The organism is Aeromonas sp. 6P (assembly GCF_051919525.1).
Lineage (GTDB): Bacteria > Pseudomonadota > Gammaproteobacteria > Enterobacterales > Aeromonadaceae > Aeromonas > Aeromonas veronii.
On the sequence record NZ_JBQBEO010000002.1, the window covers coordinates 3514732 to 3535757 of the forward strand.

Annotated in this window: 17 protein-coding genes and 2 pseudogenes; 9 read left to right on the plus strand and 10 right to left on the minus strand. The window is 59.0% G+C overall.

From position 1 onward, the window contains the following. Positions 1 to 157 precede the first annotated feature (157 nt). The gene (locus tag ACTG2J_RS16235; RefSeq protein ID WP_429221016.1) at positions 158 to 1591 is read left to right on the plus strand and encodes a glyceraldehyde-3-phosphate dehydrogenase; all 1434 of its coding nucleotides are present in this window, start codon (positions 158 to 160) and stop codon (positions 1589 to 1591) included. Positions 1592 to 1662: 71 nt separating this feature from the next. Beyond that, entirely contained in the window at positions 1663 to 1956 is a 294-nt protein-coding gene (locus ACTG2J_RS16240) for a YeaC family protein (RefSeq protein WP_005335194.1), read from the plus strand. Between the two features lie 262 nt (positions 1957 to 2218). Here ACTG2J_RS16240 and ansA read toward each other — a convergent pair whose 3' ends face one another. Then, on the minus strand, positions 2219 to 3226 hold the full coding sequence (gene ansA, locus ACTG2J_RS16245; protein WP_005335195.1) for an asparaginase: 1008 nt from the start codon (positions 3224 to 3226) through the stop codon (positions 2219 to 2221). A gap of 446 nt (positions 3227 to 3672) precedes the next feature. Here ansA and gltS point away from each other — a divergent pair, with 446 nt between their 5' ends. Then, the gene (gene gltS / locus ACTG2J_RS16250) at positions 3673 to 4872 is read left to right on the plus strand and encodes a sodium/glutamate symporter (protein WP_005348115.1); all 1200 of its coding nucleotides are present in this window, start codon (positions 3673 to 3675) and stop codon (positions 4870 to 4872) included. A 240-nt stretch (positions 4873 to 5112) separates the two neighbouring features. Here the strand turns inward: gltS and ACTG2J_RS16255 are convergent, their stop codons facing one another. Continuing rightward, entirely contained in the window at positions 5113 to 6984 is a 1872-nt protein-coding gene (locus ACTG2J_RS16255) for a methyl-accepting chemotaxis protein (protein WP_113739749.1), read from the minus strand. Positions 6985 to 7240: 256 nt separating this feature from the next. On the opposite strand from ACTG2J_RS16255, the gene prfB reads away from it, so the two are divergent. Continuing rightward, positions 7241 to 8339 (plus strand): peptide chain release factor 2 gene (gene prfB, locus ACTG2J_RS16260; RefSeq protein WP_100645262.1). Its coding sequence is split into 2 segments (ribosomal slippage): positions 7241 to 7315 and positions 7317 to 8339, totalling 1098 coding nucleotides; the frame shifts between segments, so codons are not numbered across the junction. Positions 8340 to 8355: 16 nt separating this feature from the next. After that, entirely contained in the window at positions 8356 to 9891 is a 1536-nt protein-coding gene (gene lysS, locus ACTG2J_RS16265; RefSeq protein WP_005335201.1) for a lysine--tRNA ligase, read from the plus strand. Between the two features lie 120 nt (positions 9892 to 10011). Here the strand turns inward: lysS and ACTG2J_RS16270 are convergent. After that, positions 10012 to 10817, minus strand: a pseudogene (locus ACTG2J_RS16270) (PhzF family phenazine biosynthesis protein). Between the two features lie 189 nt (positions 10818 to 11006). Between ACTG2J_RS16270 and ACTG2J_RS16275 the strand changes: the two are divergent. From ACTG2J_RS16275 to ACTG2J_RS16285, 3 genes and pseudogenes are all read left to right on the plus strand, one after another. Then, positions 11007 to 12796, plus strand: a pseudogene (locus ACTG2J_RS16275) (assimilatory sulfite reductase (NADPH) flavoprotein subunit). Next, the gene (cysI, locus tag ACTG2J_RS16280; RefSeq protein WP_439989361.1) at positions 12796 to 14520 is read left to right on the plus strand and encodes an assimilatory sulfite reductase (NADPH) hemoprotein subunit; all 1725 of its coding nucleotides are present in this window, start codon (positions 12796 to 12798) and stop codon (positions 14518 to 14520) included. The pseudogene ACTG2J_RS16275 and the gene cysI overlap by 1 nt, the downstream one beginning before the upstream one ends. Beyond that, positions 14510 to 15304 carry a phosphoadenylyl-sulfate reductase gene (locus ACTG2J_RS16285; RefSeq protein ID WP_201972889.1) on the plus strand — a complete coding sequence of 265 codons (795 nt, stop codon included), beginning with the start codon at positions 14510 to 14512 and terminating at the stop codon, positions 15302 to 15304. The genes cysI and ACTG2J_RS16285 overlap by 11 nt, the downstream gene beginning before the upstream one ends. A 79-nt stretch (positions 15305 to 15383) precedes the next feature. Here ACTG2J_RS16285 and folA read toward each other — a convergent pair whose 3' ends face one another. The 4 genes from folA to ACTG2J_RS16305 all read right to left on the minus strand — a co-directional run bounded on the left by folA (position 15384) and on the right by ACTG2J_RS16305 (position 17724). Then, positions 15384 to 15875: a type 3 dihydrofolate reductase gene (folA, locus tag ACTG2J_RS16290; protein WP_236316865.1), complete on the minus strand. Its 492-nt coding sequence runs from the start codon at positions 15873 to 15875 to the stop codon at positions 15384 to 15386. An 18-nt stretch (positions 15876 to 15893) separates the two neighbouring features. Next, positions 15894 to 16361 carry a threonine/serine exporter family protein gene (locus ACTG2J_RS16295; protein WP_439989360.1) on the minus strand — a complete coding sequence of 156 codons (468 nt, stop codon included), beginning with the start codon at positions 16359 to 16361 and terminating at the stop codon, positions 15894 to 15896. After that, positions 16358 to 17155, minus strand: a complete 798-nt coding sequence (locus ACTG2J_RS16300; RefSeq protein WP_439997669.1) for a threonine/serine exporter family protein — start codon at positions 17153 to 17155, stop codon at positions 16358 to 16360. Before ACTG2J_RS16300 ends, ACTG2J_RS16295 begins: the two co-directional genes overlap by 4 nt. Before the next feature lie 233 nt (positions 17156 to 17388). Beyond that, positions 17389 to 17724, minus strand: a complete 336-nt coding sequence (locus ACTG2J_RS16305) for a DUF3135 domain-containing protein (RefSeq protein ID WP_040066785.1) — start codon at positions 17722 to 17724, stop codon at positions 17389 to 17391. A gap of 393 nt (positions 17725 to 18117) precedes the next feature. On the opposite strand from ACTG2J_RS16305, the gene mog reads away from it, so the two are divergent. Beyond that, the gene (mog, locus tag ACTG2J_RS16310; protein ID WP_021229718.1) at positions 18118 to 18648 is read left to right on the plus strand and encodes a molybdopterin adenylyltransferase; all 531 of its coding nucleotides are present in this window, start codon (positions 18118 to 18120) and stop codon (positions 18646 to 18648) included. An 83-nt stretch (positions 18649 to 18731) separates the two neighbouring features. Here the strand turns inward: mog and ACTG2J_RS16315 are convergent, their stop codons facing one another. From ACTG2J_RS16315 to ACTG2J_RS16325, 3 genes are all read right to left on the minus strand, one after another. Continuing rightward, positions 18732 to 19133 carry a DUF2541 family protein gene (locus ACTG2J_RS16315; RefSeq protein ID WP_005335217.1) on the minus strand — a complete coding sequence of 134 codons (402 nt, stop codon included), beginning with the start codon at positions 19131 to 19133 and terminating at the stop codon, positions 18732 to 18734. Between the two features lie 167 nt (positions 19134 to 19300). Continuing rightward, positions 19301 to 19510, minus strand: coding sequence for a YgdI/YgdR family lipoprotein (locus ACTG2J_RS16320; protein WP_005335219.1), 210 nt, complete (start codon positions 19508 to 19510; stop codon positions 19301 to 19303). A 203-nt stretch (positions 19511 to 19713) separates the two neighbouring features. Further along, entirely contained in the window at positions 19714 to 21009 is a 1296-nt protein-coding gene (locus ACTG2J_RS16325) for a sulfurtransferase (protein ID WP_040066781.1), read from the minus strand. Positions 21010 to 21026: the final 17 nt, after the last annotated feature.

A 21026-nucleotide genomic window follows, 5' to 3' on the forward strand; every position in this document is an offset into this window, starting at 1 on the left:
ACCTCCGGCTAGCAAACCGGTTACATATCCATTACAATGCGCGCGCCATATAAGGCCGCGATTGCAGAATAATATAACGAAATATACACCCCTACACTGATCTGCATTCGACGAATTTTCTATTTACACCAACAACGTGAAATAAAGGATCTGGTCAATGACCCACGAGCACTACCTGCAAGCGTGGCAGGAGAGCCAGGAGCTCGCCGAAGCCATGCAGCCCTTGATTGGTCGCCTCTACCGACAACAAGGGGTCGAGATCACCCTCTACGGCCGCCCGCTGCAAAACGCCTCCACCATCGATATCCTCAAGGCCCACCGGGTCGTCCGCCGCCACCAGGGCGTTCCCCTCCCCATCCAGCAAAGCTTCCCCCTGCTTCAGGCCATCGTAGCCCTCAAACCCACCGCCGCCGAGGTTGACCTTGGCAAGCTGGCAGTTGGCTACTGGCAGGATCATCAGAATGAAGCGGGGATCGAGGACTATCTGCAAGCGCGACTGGCACCGGCTCTTGGCCGCAGCCAGATGCCGCAGCCGACCGACGTGGTGCTCTACGGCTTTGGCCGTATCGGTCGCCTGCTGGCCCGCCTGCTGATCGAGCGTACCGGCGCCGCCAATCCGTTGCGACTGCGCGCCATCGTGGTACGCGGTGGTCGCGACGGAGATCTGGAGAAACGCGCCAGCCTGCTGCGCCGCGACTCAGTGCACGGCCCCTTCAATGGCTCCATCGAGGTGGATGTGGAGCGCAGCGCCATCATCGCCAACGGCACCTTCATTCAGGTGATCTACGCCAATAGCCCGGCCGACATCGACTACACCACCTACGGCATTCACGATGCGCTGATCGTCGACAACACCGGCGTCTGGCGTGACGAGGCAGGCCTCTCCGAGCACCTGAAAGCACGTGGCGCCGCCAAGGTGCTGCTGACTGCCCCCGGCAAAGGGGAGATGAAGAACGTGGTGTTCGGGGTCAACCATGAGGTGATAGGCCCGGATGACAGGATCATCTCCGCCGCCTCCTGTACCACCAACGCCATCACCCCGGTGCTCAAGGTAATGCAGGAGCGGTTTGGCATCCGCCACGGCCACGTGGAGACGGTCCACTCCTACACCAACGATCAGAACCTCATCGACAACTACCACAAAGGCGAGCGCCGCGGTCGCAGCGCCGCCCTCAATATGGTGATGACCAGCACCGGCGCCGCCAAGGCGGTCGCCAAGGCGCTGCCCGAGCTCAAGGGTAAGCTGACCGGCAACGCCATCCGGGTGCCGACCCCCAACGTCTCGCTGGCGATTATCAATCTGTCGCTGGAGCAGGCCACCGATCGGGAGAGCCTCAACGCCTATCTGCAGCAGATGGCGCTAAGCTCGGCCCTGCACCGCCAGATCGACTTCAGCGCCAGTACCGAGCTGGTCTCCTCCGACATGGTAGGTTCCCGTTATGCGGGCATCGTCGACTCCCAGGCGACCATCGCCGAGGGGGATCACTGTGTGCTCTACGTATGGTATGACAACGAGTTCGGGTACAGTTGTCAGGTAGTGCGGGTGATGGAGCAGATGGCTGGCGTAGTCCGCCAGGATCTGCCGGCATAGACCGATAGGGTCTACCTGCATGGCCCGTCAGATCCCGCTGTTTATGGCTCAATAGTTCAAGGAGAGGCCAAATGTCGTTTCAACAGGGTGAGTTTTTACAAGCTATCAGGCAGATGCCCGAAGAGGTGTACGAGCGGCTCAAAACCGCAGTCGAGCTGGGCAAGTGGCCTGATGGCAAGCCCCTCACCGACGAGCAGAAGGCCACGTCGCTACAGGCTGTGATGGCCTGGCAGGCGATGCACCTCGACAATCCCGAACATATGAACATCGGTCGTGACGGCGAGATCGTGATGAAGAGCAAGAGCGAGCTCAAGCGTCAGTATCGCGACGAGGAAGAGATAGTGCGGGTCGACCTCAACCACTGAACCTGACCCGGCAGGCCACCAGCTGCGGCCGCAACTAGAGAGGGGAGCCATGATGGCTCCCCTCTTTTTCCTATCGATGCCGGGTGACTCATCCACTTCATCCCCAACTCTTCTCCCGCCAAGGGGAGAAGGGAGCAGGCTCGCACCTGCGAACAGTGAACGGGCCACCTGCCAACGCTCTTCATGGCAAGCCTCGTGGCCAACAGCACCTCGCTCTATCCCCTCTCCCGCCGGGAGAGGGTTAGGGTGAGGGCCGCATCGCTTAGGGAGTCAGCTCCCCGCGCAGGGACTGCTGCATCAGCTCGCGAATGCGGTGGGATGGCAAGTCCTGGCTCAGCAGGAAGTGCAGCTTGGTGAGTGCTGCCTCGGCGGTCATGTCAAAGCCCGAGATCACCCCGGCCCGCGACAGGGCGTTGCCGGTGGCATAGCCCCCCATATTGACCTTGCCGTGCAGGCACTGGCTCAGGTTGACGATGATGACGCCGCGGGCCGAGGCCTCGGAGAGCAGCGCCAGCATGGCCGGGTTTTGCGGCGCATTGCCGACCCCGAACGACAGCAGGATCAGCGCCTTCACCGGCTGTTGCAGGATGTTGGCGATCACCTCACTGGAGATACCCGGATAGAGGGTCACCACGCCGATGGGCTGGGGAGTGATGTCGTGCAGCACCAGCGGCCGCTCGGAGGGCACACCCAGCTCACCCGCTTCCAGCGAGATGGCGATCCCGGCGTTGAGCAACGGCGGATAGTTGGGGGAGTCGAAGGCGTGGAAGCCGTCGGCGTGCACCTTCTTGCTGCGGTTGCCGCGATAGAGCTGGTTGTTGAAGAACAGCGTCACCTCGTGGATCGGGTAGTTGGCCGCTATGTAGAGGGCGTTGAGCAGGTTCTGCTGACCGTCGGAGCGCAGCTCGGCCAGCGGGATCTGGGAGCCGGTGATGATGACCGGCTTGTGCAGGTCTTCCAGCATGAAGGAGAGCGCCGAGGCGGTGAACGACATGGTGTCGGTGCCATGCAGGATCACGAAACCATCGTATTTCTCGTAGTTGTCTCGAATGTCCTCGGCGATGCGCTGCCAATCCGCTGGCGTCATGTCGGAGGAGTCGATGAGGGGCGCATATTCGTGGATATGGTAATCCGGCATCTCGGGGCGGTGGAACTCGGGCATCCGCGCCAGACAGTCTTCCATAAAGCCCGCCATCGGCACGTAGCCGTGATCGGAACGCTGCATCCCAATGGTGCCGCCTGTGTAGGCAATGTAGATAGACTTCTTCACACCCTCTCCTCTTGATGAAGTGAACACCGCCGGAACATGAACCATGTCGGGGTGAACCACAATGTCAACGCCCGCCAGCGCCTCTGCGTGCAGCGGAAACCGGCGAATTATAGAGACTGGCGCCCCAAATGACAGCCGTTCCATGCACCCTTTTCGGCTTTTCTGCCCTCTACCCACATAGTGTTAAATGTCACAATAAACCACTAAAACGAGCATTAATACGACAAAGATGGAATTAAACGATGCTTTTTGCTACAATCCACCGGATTTTACTAAAATCTCATCTGGATGCCTGAGCATTTCAGGCCCGCACAAGCCCCATCTTTCCTGGGGCGGGGAGATGTTTCCCCTTCTTTGCTGGCACATAAGCCACACTGGTTTCATCCCGGCTGAATCTGTAAGTCTTTTGCTATGAAAGACACAGCCAATCAACATGGGAGTACTGAATGTTACAACTTGATTCCTACGCAACGCTGGTCGCTGCCACTCTGGTATTGCTGCTTGGCCGGGTGTTGGTTACCCGAGTCGGGCTGCTGCGTACCTTCAACATCCCCAAACCGGTAGCCGGCGGCCTGGTGGTCGCGCTGGTACTGCTGCTGTTGCGCTCCACCCTGCAGATGGAGCTGCAATTTGATACCAGCCTGCAAACCCCGCTGATGCTGGCCTTCTTCGCCTCCATCGGTCTCTCCGCCGATCTCGCCAGCCTGAAACGCGGCGGCAAGGCGGTGGTTACCTTCCTGATGGTGGTCACCGGCCTGCTGCTGGTGCAGAACAGTCTGGGTGTCGGTCTGGCGACCCTGCTCGGTCTGGATCCCCACATGGGGCTGCTGGCCGGCTCCATCACTCTCTCCGGCGGCCACGGCACCGGGGCGGCCTGGAGTGCTACTTTCTCCGAGAAATACGGCGTGCAATCCGCCGCTGAGCTCGCCATCGCCTGTGCCACATTCGGTCTGGTGCTGGGCGGCCTGATTGGCGGCCCCGTCGCTCGCTATCTGGTGAAGAAAGTGCAGGTGCCCGGTGAGGAGCACAATCAGGATGAGGCCCCACAGGGCTTCGAAATGCCCGACATGGAGCGCCCCCTCACCACTTTCAGCGTCATCGAGACGCTGGCACTGATCGCCATCAGCCTCAAGGGCGGCGAGCTGCTCTCCGCCTCGCTCAAAGGGGGCGCCTTCGAGCTGCCGATCTTCGTCTGCGTGCTGTTTGTCGGCGTGCTGCTGCGCAACGTCCTGACCCTGCTGAACTGGCATGAGGTGAGCGATCGAGAAGTCTCCCTGCTGGGCAACGTCAGCCTGTCGCTGTTCCTCGCCATGGCACTGATGAGCCTGAAATTGTGGGATCTGGCCAGCCTGGCGCTGCCCATCTTCATTCTGCTGGCCGCCCAGACAGTGGCGATGGCGCTCTACGCCATCTTCGTCACCTTCCGGGTCATGGGCAAAAATTACGATGCTGCCGTACTGGCGGCGGGTCACTGCGGCTTTGGCCTCGGGGCCACCCCGACCGCGATTGCCAACATGCAAGCCATCACCCAGCGCTTCGGTCCCTCCCACCTGGCGTTTCTGGTGGTGCCCATGGTGGGGGCCTTCTTTATCGACATCATCAACGCCATGGTGATCAAGCTGTTTATGGCGATGCCATTCCTGTAATTCCCTTTCCGTCAGACGTATATGATCAGAGCCCACCTTTCGGTGGGCTCTTTGTTTGTTCTCTACTCGCCAGCTGACGCAGGCAGAGCCGGGGCACATATCCGCTACCCGGGTGACCCGTGAGCAACTCAGAAAACCCGAAATCCCCACATCCCGCACTCCCCCGAACAACAAAAAGCCCCGCACTCGACAGAGTGCGGGGCTTGTTTATCTCAGCCGGAACAGGCCGTGAGTTGCCCCTTACAGGATAAAGGTCGACACCTGCTGATTCAGGTCAGCGGCACGCCCTTTAAGGCTGTGGGCCTGATCCAGATCGCGCATGGCAGATGCAGTGATCTCGTCACTCACATCCTTGATGGCGGTGGTGTTCTGGGTGATCTCGCCGGTCACCTGAGTCTGCTCCTCGGCGGCGGTGGCGATCTGGCCCGCCATGTCGGAGATGAGGGAGATGGCGCTGGTAATCTCTTCCAGTGCGCGTACCGCCTGATCGGCATCCTGCACGCTGTTGTCCGCCAGCCCCTGACTGGTCTGCATCAGGCTCACCGCACGGGCAGTGGTCTGTTGAAGGGTCTCGATGGTGGACTGGATCTGCTGGGTGGAGTCCTGGGTACGGCGCGAGAGCACCCGCACCTCGTCAGCCACCACCGCAAAACCACGACCCTGCTCACCGGCACGGGCCGCTTCAATGGCCGCGTTCAACGCCAGCAGGTTGGTCTGCTCGGCAATCCCCTGAATGGTGGAGAGAATGCTGGTGATCGCCTGCGCATGACGGCTCAGCTCGCCGATCACCTCGGTCGCCTGCCCCACCTCTTCGGCCAGACCATTGATGGACTGGCGGGTCTTGTTGACCAGCATCTTGCCCTGCTCACTGCTCTGGGCAGATTGCTGGGCAGCGGCGGCGGTGTTCTCGGCGTTACCGGCGATCTCCATGGTGGCGCTCGCCATCTCGGTGACGGCCGTGGCGACCATGGTCACCTCCTGCTGCTGACGCTGCAGCTCGTCCACCGCGGCCTGGTTGGTCACCAGACTGCGCTCGGCATCGGCGTTCAACTCGTTGGCCAGCTGGCGGATATTGCCGATCAGCTGATGCTGACTGCCGACGAAACGGTTGAAGCTGTTGGCCAGTTGGCCCACTTCGTCGTTGGCGTCGATCTTGATGCGCTGGGTCAGATCGCCATTACCATCGGCAATGCGGGCCAGTGCCTGGGAGACCTTGGTGAGCGGGCCCAGCAGCATGCTGACCAGCCAGGAGATAGCGAGGATGCTCCCCACCAGCACCAGCAGCGCCATCCCCAGCTGGGTCATCAGCAGAGAGGAGAGCGGCGCTTCCAGCGCGGCCTTGTCCAGCACCAGCACCAGCTCCCAATCCGTGTCGGGGATATCAACCGCCCACAACAGCTTGTCGCGACCTTCGCTGTCAAAATAAGCTGGTACCAGATCCTTGCTTGACTTGCTCTGCTCGATCAGCGCGTTGGTCAGATCGTTGTCGATCTCGCTGGCCGGTTTCATCGCCTTGGCAGCATCCTTGTAGGCGATGATGGTGCCATCCTTGTGCATCATGATGGCGAAACCGTCGGCAGGCAGCTGCATCTTGGTCACGTCTTCCACTAGCGAGGCGATGGAGAGGTCACCACCGACTACCCCGCCAGAAACCGGCTGGGCCAGAGTCACCACCATGATGTTGTAAGCCACATCGAGATAGGGCTTGGTGACAATCAGGCCACCTTTGCTCATCGCCTCCTGATACCAGCCGCGGGAGCGCGGGTCGTAGCCATCGCGGTTGATGGAGGGATCCGAGTCATTCATCTTGCCACTGCTCTCACCGAAATAGGTGAGCTGGAAACGGCCGGAAACTTGTGCCTGTTGCAAGGCATTGAGGGGTTCGGCACCGGCCTTGTTGCCGAGCGCCTGGATCACGTCGCGACGGGCTGCGAGCCAGTCGCTGACACGCTCGGCCTGCTGGGTACCCAGCCGTTGCAACTGCTCCTGGCTGCCTTGCAGCAACAGGGACTTCTGGCTGCTATAGCTCTGCCAGGAGAGCAACAAAATCACCAACGAAAGGGCGATCACCACTGACAACAGTATCTTCTGCTTGAGTGACAGGTTTTTCATCATGTGTTCTTCTTATTGAGGTGAGGAGCGGGTTTTTCCCTAAATTGCACAACACTACACGTAGTCATTAGCGACCCGAATGGCCAAAACTGAACCTGAAAATGGGTCTGCGGGCGATATTTTCTACCGAGGTGGAGAAAAGTGCACCAGAAATTGACGGCATGAGCCGCACAAGCCAAGGCAACCCTGTTTATTCCTTCCACAATTGGCTAGAATATCCCGTTTTTAAATCACATCGACCCTGAGAGTTTTCACGATGTTCGAAGTTAATCCCGTATTAAATAAACTTAAGGAGCTGTCTGAGCGGACCGAGCTTCTTAGGGGGTACCTTTGACTATGACGCCAAGAAAGAGCGTCTAGAAGAGGTCAACGCCGAGCTGGAACAGCCGGACGTATGGAATGAACCCGAGCGCGCACAAGCGCTGGGCAAAGAGCGCGTTGCGCTGGAAAACGTGGTCGGCACCATCGACACCCTGACCCAGGGCGTGGATGACGTCGAGATGCTGGTGAGCCTGGCCGTGGAAGGGGAAGACGAAGAGACCTTCAACGAAGCCATCGCCGAATCCGAACAGCTGGAAGCCAAGCTGGTGGATCTCGAATTCCGCCGCATGTTCTCCGGTCAGCACGACGGCTCCGACTGCTATATCGACATCCAGTCCGGCTCCGGTGGTACCGAAGCACAGGATTGGGCCAACATGGTACTGCGCATGTACCTGCGCTGGGGCGATGCCCACGGCTACAAGCCCGAGCTGATTGAATGCTCCGAAGGCGACGTGGCTGGTATCAAATCCGCCACCATCAAGTTCACCGGCGAATATGCGTTCGGCTGGCTGCGTACCGAAACCGGCGTACACCGTCTGGTTCGCAAGTCCCCGTTCGATTCCGGTGGCCGTCGTCACACCTCCTTCTGTTCTGTGTTCGTCTACCCCGAGATCGACGACGATATCGATATCGAGATCAATCCGGCGGATCTGCGGATCGACGTCTACCGCGCCTCTGGTGCCGGTGGTCAGCACGTTAACCGAACCGAATCCGCGGTGCGTATTACCCACGTTCCGACCGGTGTCGTGGTACAGTGCCAGAACGACCGTTCCCAGCACAAAAACAAAGACCAGTGTATGAAGCAACTGAAAGCCAAGCTCTACGAGCTGGAAATTCAGAAGCAGAACGCTGAGAAACAAGCCCTGGAAGAGACCAAGTCTGATATCGGTTGGGGCAGCCAGATCCGTTCCTATGTGCTGGATGACTCCCGTATCAAGGATCTGCGCACCGGCGTCGAAACCCGTAATACCCAATCGGTGCTCGACGGTGACTTGGACAAGTTTATCGAAGCCAGCCTGAAATCAGGTCTGTAAACAAGCAGGAATCACCATGTCTGAACAAACCATCACTCCGGAAGTCGACCAAACTCTCGAACTTAACAACGAGATGACCGAGCGTCGTTCCAAGCTGGCCGCCCTGCGCGCCCAGGGTAATCCTTTCCCCAACGACTTCCGTCGCGACAGCCTCTCTGGCGATCTGCACGCAGAGTTCGACGACAAAAGCGCCGAGGAGCTGACGAGCCTGGGTAAACGGGTGAAGATTGCCGGTCGCATCATGACCCGCCGGATCATGGGCAAGGCTTCTTTCGCCACCCTGCAGGACATGGCCGGCAAGATCCAGGTCTACGTCACCCGTGACGACCTGCCGGAAGGTTTCTACAACGAGCAGTTCAAGAAGTGGGATCTGGGCGACATCGTGGGTGTCGAAGGTACCCTGTTCAAGACCCAGACCGGTGAGCTCTCCGTTCACGTTTCCGATATCCGCCTGCTGACCAAGGCGCTGCGTCCGCTGCCCGAGAAGCACAAAGGCCTGACCGACCAGGAAGCTCGCTGCCGCCAGCGCTACCTGGATCTGATCGCCAACGAAGAGTCCCGCAAGACCTTCATGATCCGCACCCAGGTGGTTGCCGGTATCCGCAAGTTCTTCAACGAAAAGCGCTTCATGGAAGTGGAAACCCCGATGATGCAAGTCATCCCGGGTGGTGCCTCCGCGCGTCCGTTCGTCACTCACCACAATGCGCTGGACATCGACATGTACCTGCGTATCGCTCCGGAGCTCTATCTGAAGCGTCTGGTGGTCGGTGGTTTCGAGCGTGTCTACGAGATCAACCGCAACTTCCGTAACGAAGGTATCTCGGTGCGTCACAACCCCGAGTTCACCATGATCGAGTTCTACATGGCCTACGCCGACTACATCGATCTGATGGACCTGACCGAAGAGCTGCTGCGCACCCTGGCGCAGGACATTCTGGGTGACACCAAGATCCGTTACGCCAAAGAGGGCGAAGAGGGCCTGACCATCGATTTCGGTCAGCCGTTCCAGCGCCTCACCATGGTCGAGTCCATCCTGAAGTTCAACCCGGATGTGACCCTGGACGATCTGGCTACCCTCGAGAGCGCCAAGGCCGTTGCCAAGCGTCTGCACATCGAGCTGATGAAGGGCTGGGAGCTGGGCCACGTGATCACCGCGATCTTCGAAGAGACCGTGGAGCACATGCTGCTGCAACCGACCTTCATCACCGAGTACCCGGCTGCAGTTTCTCCGCTGGCCCGCCGCAACGACGTGAACCCGGACGTGACCGACCGCTTCGAATTCTTCATCGGTGGCCGCGAGCTGGCCAACGGCTTCTCCGAGCTGAACGATGCAGAAGACCAGGCCAAGCGCTTCCAGGATCAGGTTGATCAGAAAGAAGCTGGCGACGACGAAGCCATGTTCTACGACGCCGACTTCGTCACCGCACTGGAACACGGCCTGCCGCCGACTGCCGGTCAGGGTATCGGTATCGACCGTCTGGTCATGCTGTTCACCAACAGCCACACCATCCGTGACGTCATTCTGTTCCCTGCCCTGCGTCCGCAGAAGTAAGGCCCGCAGAAGCCAGCTAAATCCCTTGGGTCAATCCCGAGCGTGATAGCCAATAAAAACGCCCCGCGACTGCGGGGCGTTTTTTTATAATGCTCACAACAATTGACGAATGCTTACCGCTTATGAGGCTGGCGGTAGCAGCCACTCTCCCTGCCACAAGGTGACGGCCTGACCGGCCATCAGTACCCGCGCCTCCTGCAGTTCAAGCCGCAACTCACCACCACGGGCCGAAATCTGACGGGCCCGCAGTTGCCGTTTACCAAGCCGTTCGGCCCAGAAGGGCACCAGAGCGCAGTGGTTGGAACCAGTAACCGGATCCTCATCGACGCCCACCCAAGGGGCGAAATAGCGGGAGACAAAGTCATGGTTCGGGTCGTTTGAGGGCGCCGTCACTATCACCCCCCGTCCCGGCAAAGCACGCAGAGCATGAAAATCAGGCGAAAGCGAACGGATCTCCTCTTCACTTGTCAGTTCCAGCAAGAACTTGGCCCCGACCGCCAAGGTCTGTCGTGGCTGGCAACCAAGCGCGGCAGCATAGGCGGGATCCAGCGTCAGTGGCGTCAACGCGATACGCGGAAAATCGAGCCAAATCCACTCCCCTTCGCGCCGGGCCAGCAGCTCACCACTACGGGTCTCGAAGCGGATAGTCTCGTGTGCAGCTACCGCGCCTGTCTGCCACAACACATGAGCAGCCGCCAAGGTGCCATGACCGTAGAGATCAACCTCGACTTTCGGCGTGAACCAGCGCAACTGATAATGGGCCCTGCCAAGTTGTACCAGAAGGCTGTCTCGGAGAGGTTGAACTCGGCCGCCATCGCCAACTGGCTGGCATCAGGCAGGGCTGCTCCCAATACGACCACCGCGGGATTGCCACCAAGGGGCTGCTGACTGAACGCATTGACATGAAACAATCGGATATTCGACATGGCACTTCCTGTGTTATCAAGTGGCTTTCATTTAACGCTCTTTATACCACGCCCCTCTTTTGCTGCGGGAACAGGCGTACCTCTGCCCCTTTAATGCATTAATAGAATAAAGAAGACATTTTTATTCTTTGTTGTTATCCAACACGCCCTTTAATCTGGCCAAAAATCAGACCATGGAAGACGCGTGTGATGCAATTGAAGGATTCCCCATTCAACCTCTCCCCCTCTCTGACGAGCAGCAACGTCAGCTGGGTCAGGTACTCTCGACCCTCAATACCCAGCAACTGGCTTGGGTGAGCGGATATCTCTACGGCCTCTCCCAGAGCGGTCAGCAGAGCGTTGCAGTCAGCGCCGCCGTGGCTGCGCCCAGCGGCAGCCTGACCATTCTCTACGGCTCCCAGACCGGCAACGCCAAAAGTGTCGCCACTGCCATCAAGGCGCAGGCAGAGGCCCGCGGCCTCCCCGTCACCCTAGCGTCGATGGCCGACTACAAACCCAAGCAGCTCAAGAAAGAGAGCCACCTGCTGGTGGTAGTGAGCACTTACGGGGAGGGTGAACCGCCGGAGAGCGCCGTCGACCTGTTCGAGCAGCTTAAAAAAGGCAAGATTGGCAAGCTGGACGGCCTCAAGTTCGCGGTACTGGGGCTGGGTGACAGCTCCTACGAATTTTTCTGCCAGACCGGGAAAGATTTTGACAACTTCCTCGCCACCGCTGGGGCCGAGCGCATTTATGAGCTCGCCAGCCTCGATGTGGATTATCAGGATGCCGCCAAGGCGTGGAGCGAACAGGCGCTCAACGCCATTGCCACGACCCTCTCTACCGGAGCGGCCAGCCGCAGCGTGGCAAGTGCGGTGCAGCAGGCGGTTGGCCACAGCCAGTACAGCAAGGAGAATCCCTTCCCTGCCCGCCTGTCGGTCAATCAGAAGATCACTGGCCGGGATTCCACCAAGGATATCCGCCATATCGAGATCAGCCTCGAGTCCTCCGGACTCGCCTATCAGCCGGGGGATGCCCTCGGTGTCTGGTTCGACAATGACGCCGAACTGGTGGGCGAAGTGCTGGCCCTGACCGGCCTCTCCGGCGATGAAGCCACGGCCCACGGCACCTTGCGCGCCGCCCTGACCGGTCACTTCGAACTGACCCGGCTGCACGGCAGCTTTATCACAGGACTCGCTGACATATCGGACAACGCGGCGCTGAAAGACTTGGCCGGTGACAAGGCCCAGGTCAATGCACTGGTGGCCTCCGCTCAGGTGGTGGATGTGCTGAAACGCTTCCCGACCGCCCTCACGGCCGAGCAGCTGATCGGGTTGCTACGTCCCCTCACCCCGCGCCTCTACTCCATCGCCTCCGCCCAGAGCGAGGTGGAAGAGGAGGTGCACCTGACCGTCGGCGTGGTGCGCTACCCGCAGGAAGATGGCACAGTGCGCAGCGGCGCAGCCTCCTCCTATCTGGCGGATCGGCTGATTGAGGATGGCGAGGTGCGGGTATTCGTCGAGCACAACGACAACTTCCGCCTGCCCGCCAATCCCGACACCCCCGTCATCATGGTGGGCCCGGGCACCGGCATCGCCCCGTTCCGCGCCTTTATGCAGGAGCGGGAAGCGCAGGGGGCCGAGGGCAAGAACTGGCTCTTCTTCGGCAACCCCCACTTTACCCAGGATTTCCTCTATCAGGTGGAGTGGCAGCGTTATGTGAAATCTGGGCTGCTGTCGAAGATCTCGCTAGCCTTCAGCCGGGATCAGACCAACAAGATCTATGTGCAGGACCGCCTGCGCGAGGCAGGGCTTGAGCTCTACCAGTGGCTGGAAGCAGGCGCTCACTTCTATGTGTGTGGTGACGCCAACAAGATGGCCAAAGATGTGCAGGAGGCCCTGCTGGATGTAATTGCTGAACACGGTCACAAGAGCCGTGAGGAAGCAGAAGAGTATTTGAGCGAATTGCGTCGTGCCAAACGTTATCAAAGGGATGTCTATTGATGAGCAAACAACCTCTTTCTCACCCAAAAGCGGGACCGGTCGAAGGGCCGCTGGCCGACAACGAGCGCCTCAAGCGCGAGAGCAACTTCCTGCGCGGCACCATAGAGCAAGATCTGCAGGACCCGCTCACCGGCGGCTTTAACGGCGACAACTTCCAGCTGATCCGCTTTCACGGCATGTATCAGCAGGATGACCGCGACATCCGCCCGGAGCGCGCTGCCCAGAAGCTGGAGCCGCTGCACAACGTCATGCTGCGTGCCCGCCTGCCGGGTGGGATCATCACCCCGGCCCAGTGGCAGATCATCGACAAGTTCGCCGAAGAGCACAGCCTCTACGGCAGCATCCGCCTGACCACCCGTCAGACCTTCCAGTTCCACGGGGTATTGAAGCGCGACATCAAGCTGATGCACCAGACCCTCAACAGCACCGGCATCGATTCCATCGCCACCGCCGGCGATGTGAACCGCAACGTGCTCTGCACCAGCAACCCGGTGGAGTCCGAGCTGCATCAGGAGGCCTACGAGTGGGCCAAGAAGATCTCCGAGCACCTGCTGCCCAAGACCCGCGCCTACGTGGAAATCTGGCTGGACGGTGAAAAACTGGGGCAGGATGAGGAGCCGATCCTGGGTTCCAACTACCTGCCGCGCAAATTCAAGACGACCGTGGTGATCCCGCCTCACAACGACGTGGATATCCACGCCAACGATCTCAACTTCGTGGCCATTGCCGAACACGGCAAGCTGGTGGGCTTCAACGTGCTGGTGGGCGGCGGCCTGGCCATGACCCACGGCGACACCAGCACCTACCCGCGCAAGGCGAGCGATTTTGGCTTTATTCCGCTCTCTCACGTGCTGGAGGTGGCGGCCGCCGTGGTCAGCACCCAGCGCGACTGGGGCAACCGGGTAAACCGCAAGAACGCCAAGACCAAGTACACCCTAGAGCGTGTCGGCGTCGAAGCGTTCAAGGCCGAGGTGGAGAGCCGCGCCGGCATCCAGTTCGGACCGGTTCGCCCCTATGAGTTCACCAGCCGTGGCGATCGCTTCGGTTGGGTCGAGGGGATCGACGGCAAGCACCACCTCACCCTGTTTATCGAGAATGGCCGCTTGCTTGACTTCCCGGGCAAGCCGCTCAAAACCGGCATGCTGGAGATCGCCAAGGTGCATCAGGGGGATTTTCGCCTGACCGCCAACCAGAACCTGATCATCGCAGGGGTGCCTGCCAGCGAGAAGGCCCGCATCGAAGGACTGGCGCGCCAATACGGCCTGCTGGATGACGGCGTGAGCGAGCAGCGCAAGCAGTCCATGGCTTGTGTGGCCCTGCCCACCTGCCCGCTGGCGATGGCCGAGGCCGAGCGCATGCTGCCGGCATTTGTCACCGACATCGAGGGCTTGCTAACCAAACATGGGCTGGCGGATGACGCCATCATCTTCCGGGTCACCGGTTGCCCCAACGGCTGCGGCCGCGCCATGCTGGCGGAAGTGGGTCTGGTGGGCAAGGCGCCCGGCCGCTACAACCTGCATCTGGGGGGCAACCTAGAAGGCACCCGCATTCCGCGCCTGCATCTCGAGAACATCACCGAGCCGCAGATCCTGGCCGAACTGGACGCGTTGATCGGCCGCTGGGCCAAAGAGCGCAATCAAGGTGAGTGCTTCGGCGACTTCGTGATCCGAGTTGGGGTGATTGCCCCCGTTATCGATTCTGCGAGGGATTTCTATGCCGCTTAATCTGCCGCTTAATGTCACTGAAGATGGCAGTCTTGACCTACAGGCACTGCTGGCCCTCGGCCGTGAGGAGCAAGTCGAGGCGCTGGCGCCCCTCAACCGGGAGCTGGATACCATGAGTGCCCCCGAGCGGGTGCGCTGGGCCCTGGCAAATCTGCCGGGGGAGCATGTGCTCTCATCCAGCTTCGGCATTCAGGCGGCGCTGATGCTCCATCTGGTGAGCCGCGAGCGGGCCGATGTGCCGGTGGTGCTGACCGATACCGGTTATCTGTTCCCGGAGACCTACCGCTTTATCGACGAGCTGACCGAGCGCCTCGCGCTAAATCTCAAGATCTATCGGGCCGAGCTCAGCCCAGCCTGGCAGGAGGCGCGATTTGGCCTCCTGTGGGAGCAGGGGGTGGAGGGGATCACCCGCTACAACCAGCTCAACAAGGTGGAGCCGATGGACCGCGCCCTGCGTGAGCTGGGGGCCCAGACCTGGTTCTCCGGCCTGCGCAGGGAGCAGTCCGGCAGCCGTGGCAAGCTGCCGGTGCTGGGCATCCAGCGCGGCCGCTTCAAGTTCCTGCCGGTGATCGACTGGAGCAACAAGGATGTCTTCTACTACTTCAAGGAGTTCGACCTCCCCTACCACCCGCTGTGGGAGCAGGGTTATCTCTCGGTGGGCGATGTCCACACCACCGCCAAGTGGGAACCGGGCATGAGCGAGGAGCAGACCCGCTTCTTCGGCCTCAAGCGCGAGTGCGGTTTGCACGAGGAAAATGGCGAGAACGACGGCTCAGGCATCTAATTCCATCTTGAAAACCCAACAGAACAACAAGGGCATCCGAAGATGCCCTTGTTGTTATTTGCCCATTAGCATTCATCCGTCAGCGGCGCTGCCAGGTCTCGAAGCTATAGGGGTGCGGGTTCTTCTCATCGGCAGGGTGGCTCTCGCAATCAACGCGTTGCCACTGACCATCGTCAAAAGCGGGGAAGCGGGTATCCCCCTCCACCGCCAGATCGATGCGGGTCAGGTAGAGACAATCCGCGCTCGGCAACATCTCGGCATAGAGATGACCGCCACCGATCACCATCAACTCCTCCACCAAGCTGCCTGCCAAAAGAGCCAGCGCCGCCTCGACGGAGCCCACCACCTCAATGCCCTCGGCCTGATAGTCGGGATTGCGGCTGATCACCAAATTGCGCCGTCCGGGTAGCGGTCGACCGATGGATTCGAAGGTTTTGCGCCCCATCAATACCGGTTTACCGAGGGTGACACGCTTGAAGTGAGCCAGATCGGCAGGCAGATGCCAGGGCATCTGGTTGTCCTTGCCGATCACCCTGTCGTGGGCCATGGCGGCAATCATGGAAATCTTCATGGGGCCTCTCACCGTCTGTCAGATTATGGGGCGGTTACGGTACACGACCAGAGAGGGGATCGCCAAACCGAAACTGAGGGCACCGACGATAAACAGCGCCTTGAGGCCGTTCTCCACCGCACTCTGGATCAACTCCATAGTCACGCCGTTGATGTTGAGCTCTACCACCGCAATCATGGTCTTGAACGCATAACTGCCCGGGATCATCGGAATGATGGAAGCAACGCTGAACACCGGACGCGGCGCCAGCAGACGGCGCGACCAGTAGACGCAGACAAAGCCGACCGTGGTCGCCGCCGCCAACGTCGCCCACTCGATGGGCATACCATAGTGGATCAGCAGGGTACGCAGGCTGTGGGCCAGCGCGCCGCCCATGGCGCAATATTTCAGCATCCATGGCGGCACGTTGAACAGCATGGCAAACCCCACCGCCGGAATGGAGGACCAGAAGGCATCCTTGGCCAGTAGCCAGAGCAAATCCATCATACTTTCCACCCCCAGATCCCCGTGACCGACATGGCCAAAATGATACCTATGGCGGCGCTGATGGTCAGCAGGGTCGCGGTCCCCCAGCGGGCCAGCCCCATGTTGAAGTAGCCCTTCACCATGTCTGAGACCGCATTGATCAGCGGAAAGCCCGGCACCAGCAGCAGCACGCTGGCCGCCATGGCGAGATAGGGCTGGTCACCCCAGTTAAAGAAGGTGGCGCTGGAGGAGAGCAAGGTAGCGATAAAGCCGGTGGCGGCAAAGTTGATGAGCGGGCTATGGTGATGGCGGGCCATCAGCTGGCGCATCCGCATCGCCACGGCAGACGAGAAACAGGTCACCAGGAAGATGGGCCAGTCACCGCCAAACAGCAGGCTAAAGGCACCACAGGAAAGCCCCACCATGGGGACCACCAACCAGGGGTGATAGTGAAAGGGGACGATGGCCTCGAGGCGCTGACGCACTTCACGGGCGCCGATCAGCTCTTTCTCCGCCATGATGCAGATCCGCTGGATCTCGCACACCACCTGCATGTTGATGCAATGTTCGCGCACCCGCCGGGTAGTGGTGACGCAACCCCCCTGATAGAGACTGGTGAGCACGATGGCACTGGAAGAGATGGCCATTTCGACACTCTCCAGCCCCAGCGCCATCCCCAGCCGCACCGTGGTCTGCTCGATGATCCGGCTCTCCGCCCCGAACTGGGCCAACATCTGACCCACCTTGACGATAATGCGGGTGATCTCTGTCTGTTGCTCCCGCGACAACACCCGTCTTGGTGTGATACTTCTCATAATCCCTTCGAGTCGTAGCAATAAAAATTTCGGCCATATTAGCCTAACTTTTACTGTTATTCATCCACCCCTATCACAACCTGACTAATTAGTTATTACAAGAAAGAGAAAAGAGGTTACATCACAAATACATTACGACTAGCATTAAAACATAACAATCAGGTCGCCAGAAACTCCCTTTATTATGGCCTCACCGATTTGGCTGAAATATCATTCAAGAGGGCTATTGCAGATTATTTGCGACGTCGATAGTCCGCCAGATGGATTATTTTACCACAGCCATCGCTTTCAGGCGGAGGGTCCCCCTCTTCCCTGAACTGGCTCATTTCGCTGCGCATCAAATAAAAAGATTCCCGCATCATGTTGGTAATCCGGATACAGCTATCAAGATTGTTTTTCGCCAGACGGCGCTGACCATCAATCTTGAACTGCAACCCGCGCAGACGGCGCTGCTGATCGGGGCTCGCTCGGGCCATCAGCTGGTCGATCTGCTGCTCCAGAATCGCATCCAGCCGGGAGGGCTCACTCGCAGCCAACTCCTTCAGGGTGTCAAAATCAGGCAACTCCATATGCCCTCCTTGGCGACTATTGCTGGCAACACACTGCGGTACCACACCATCACGTCCCAGCCATATAAATCTGTATATACGACGCGGCTAAAAAGGGTTCAATCCATCCACTGGCGACTAAACCGGACAATGGTCACTACGAGGGTGTCTATCTATTTTAATTGTGTTTGGAAACAAGCGATTGTTTTTAATTCAGGCGAGATAAAACACTTATACATTTTAGGTTGTGATTTTCTGTTTTTTATTGCAAATAAAAATCCGGGTGGCCTTATTTTGCTTCATTCGACACTTTATTCTTCCCTCACCGACCCGCGTCATCTCCTGACGGTTTAACATATCTCACTGATTATGTTATTTTAATTGCCACTTTTATCGGACATTCAAGAGCAAACCATGAGCAAGGCAAAAATCGGTATCGTCACCGTCAGCGATCGCGCCAGCGCGGGCATCTATGAAGACCTCTCCGGCAAGGCCATCATCGACACCCTGAACGCCTATCTGACCTCGGAGTGGGAACCTGTCTATCAGGTGATCCCCGATGAGCAGGAGCTGATTGAAGCGACCCTGATCCAGCTGGCGGATGAGGAGCAGTGTTGTCTCATCGTCACCACAGGCGGCACCGGTCCGGCCAAGCGGGATGTCACGCCGGAAGCGACCGAGGCGGTATGTGATCGCATGATGCCTGGCTTTGGCGAGCTGATGCGGGCCGAATCCCTCAAGTTTGTGCCGACTGCCATTCTATCGCGCCAGACTGCCGGGCTGCGGGACGATACCCTGATCGTCAATCTGCCAGGCAAGCCCAAATCAATCCGCGAATGTCTGGATGCAGTCTTCCCCGCCATCCCCTACTGTATCGATTTGATGGAAGGGCCGTATCTCGAGTGCGATGAAACTGTCATCAAGCCGTTTCGGCCGAAAAAATAGCGAACCCGACCATAAAAAATAATGGCGAGCCAAGGCTCGCCATTATTTTTAACTCATCTGTCTGCGCAGAAAAACCGCATCAATTATTTGCGGCCGAATACTTTTACGCCCGCTTTGCTGCGCTCTGAATTACCGTACACTTCGATTTTTTTCACACAACGGCGCGAGCCCAGTGATTTCCACTCGGTCTCTTTATCACTGCTCATTTCCCGATCGAAACGAATGGTCTTGGTACGATCACCACCATAGGTCACCACCACCCGATCCAGGGTCAAATCACGCTCCGCCTTCACCTTGATATATTTGGTCTGACGGCAAACCACCAAAGGTATTGTCGCACCATGATCACCGGCTCCCAGCAAAATAGTCCGCCCCAGCGTGAACTGATCGTCACCGGCATGGCTGGCTGACGCCACCACCAGCAAGGCACCACCCAGCAAGCTGCGTGCAGAAAAACGGGAATTCCAGATAGACATCAAGGACATAACACCTCCAATAAAAAATGGAGTGTGATGATAAGGGTTAAACCATAACGGAAGCTGTATCACGGCTGAATTTGCTGCGAATGTGCGGGGATAAACAGAGAAAACAGCGCGACTTTTCGGCAAAAAGAGAAGAGCCGCAGATAGCGGCCCTTGCGGCAAGAGAGCGCTTAGCGCTCCATGATTTGGGTCACGTCATCTTTCTTGATCATTACCTCGCGCCCTTCATGATCGTAATAGCGATACATGCCGGTGCTCTCGTCCAGCTTGGGTTTGCTCTCTGTGGTGATCATCTTGCCATCCTTGGTGCTCATGATGTATTGGGAGCTGCATGCCACCAGCCCCAGGGCGCACACCAGGATCATCATCAGTTTTTTCATTGCGGCCTCTTCTGCGATCATCCTCACCACGAGGATGTTTCTTGAAGCCTAGTTCAATAGCACGGCACGGGATGGCGGGATGAGCAAAGCGGGATCGCCGTCAATAATCAGCGACTTAGCCTCGCTATCTGGCCGGGTGGCGAGCGCAATGAAAAAGGCCGGACATCTCTGTCCGGCCTCTTCTTTTCAGCGCAAGAGCGCAATCATGACTTGGCAGGCTGGCGCTCACCGGTCACGGTCGGGTTCTTGGGATCGGAACTCCACTCGTACCAACCGCCGTCGTAGACGCTGATCTGTTTCCAGTCCATCAGCCAGGCGTAGAAGAAGGCCTCGGAGGCGCGCCAGCCGGTACCGCAGTAGAACGCCGCCTGCTGGGTCGGCTCGATGTTCCACTGCTCCCACATGGCGAGGATCTCGCGGGCCGGCTTCATGGTGCCGTCCGGGTTGTGGAAATCGCTCATGCTATTGGCATCCACCCCACCGTGACCCCACTTGGCCCCCGGGATATCGCCCTTCGGCTTGATGTAGCTATAACCTGAGGTGTTGCCGACAAACTCGTCCCAGGTACGCACGCTGACCAGTGCGCTATCGGGCTGCTTGAGCAGCTCTTTCGCCTGACTTAACGTGGTGTAGTACTCGGGGTGAGCGGGAATGGCCACGCCAAACTCCTTCACCGGCTCATATTTGTTGGGCAGACCGGTTTCGGTGCGCAGGTGCTGGATAAACCAGGCATCCAGACCACCGTCCAGCAGGCGCACATCTTCCACCCCCGCATACATCATCAGATGCGCGGCACGGGCAGCCGCCATGGTGTTGCGACCATAGAGGATGACGGTGGTGTCGTGACGGATGCCGTTATCCAGCAGCAGCTTCTTGAGCGCTTCGTCAGAGACCTTGTTCCACAGCGGCTCCTCTTCGAGGCTGTTGGTATCGATATAACCGGCCCCCGGGATGTGGCTGATGAGGTAGGCCTTGGGTGAACCCCAATCCACTTCAAACAGCTTCCAGTCCCCCTTGGGCGCAGCGGCAACCGGCTTGCCCTCTTGCAGATCCGCCAACCAGCGCGGATAGACCAGCTGCTGCCAGCGTGCCAACGACTCGCGCGGTGCGGCTTGCCACCCTTGCAGCTCGAACAGCTGCTTGATCCCCTGCTTGCGCAGCAGACGGGCCACCTCGGCCACTTCGCGGGACGCACCGTAGAGGGCAACCGGACGATCGGCCTTCAGTCCCTTGATCTCGAGGGCCTTTGGCCACTCTTCATCGCTGTATTTCCACTCGGCAGAGAGGTTCTCGGCGCCCGCCACATGACCGCCCTGCTTCTCCCCTTCCATCGGCCACCCCTGATAGAAGTAGCTGGCGCGGGTATCCAGGATGACAGCCTGTTTGGCCTTGGCATCGGCCAGCGAGAGCGGTGGCAACTCCCCTGCCACGGCGGGCAGGGCACACCAGAGCAGTAAGGTCGCCAGCGCGGCCTGCAGGAAGCGAAGATGTCGTTTCATGGTGATTTCTCGATTCA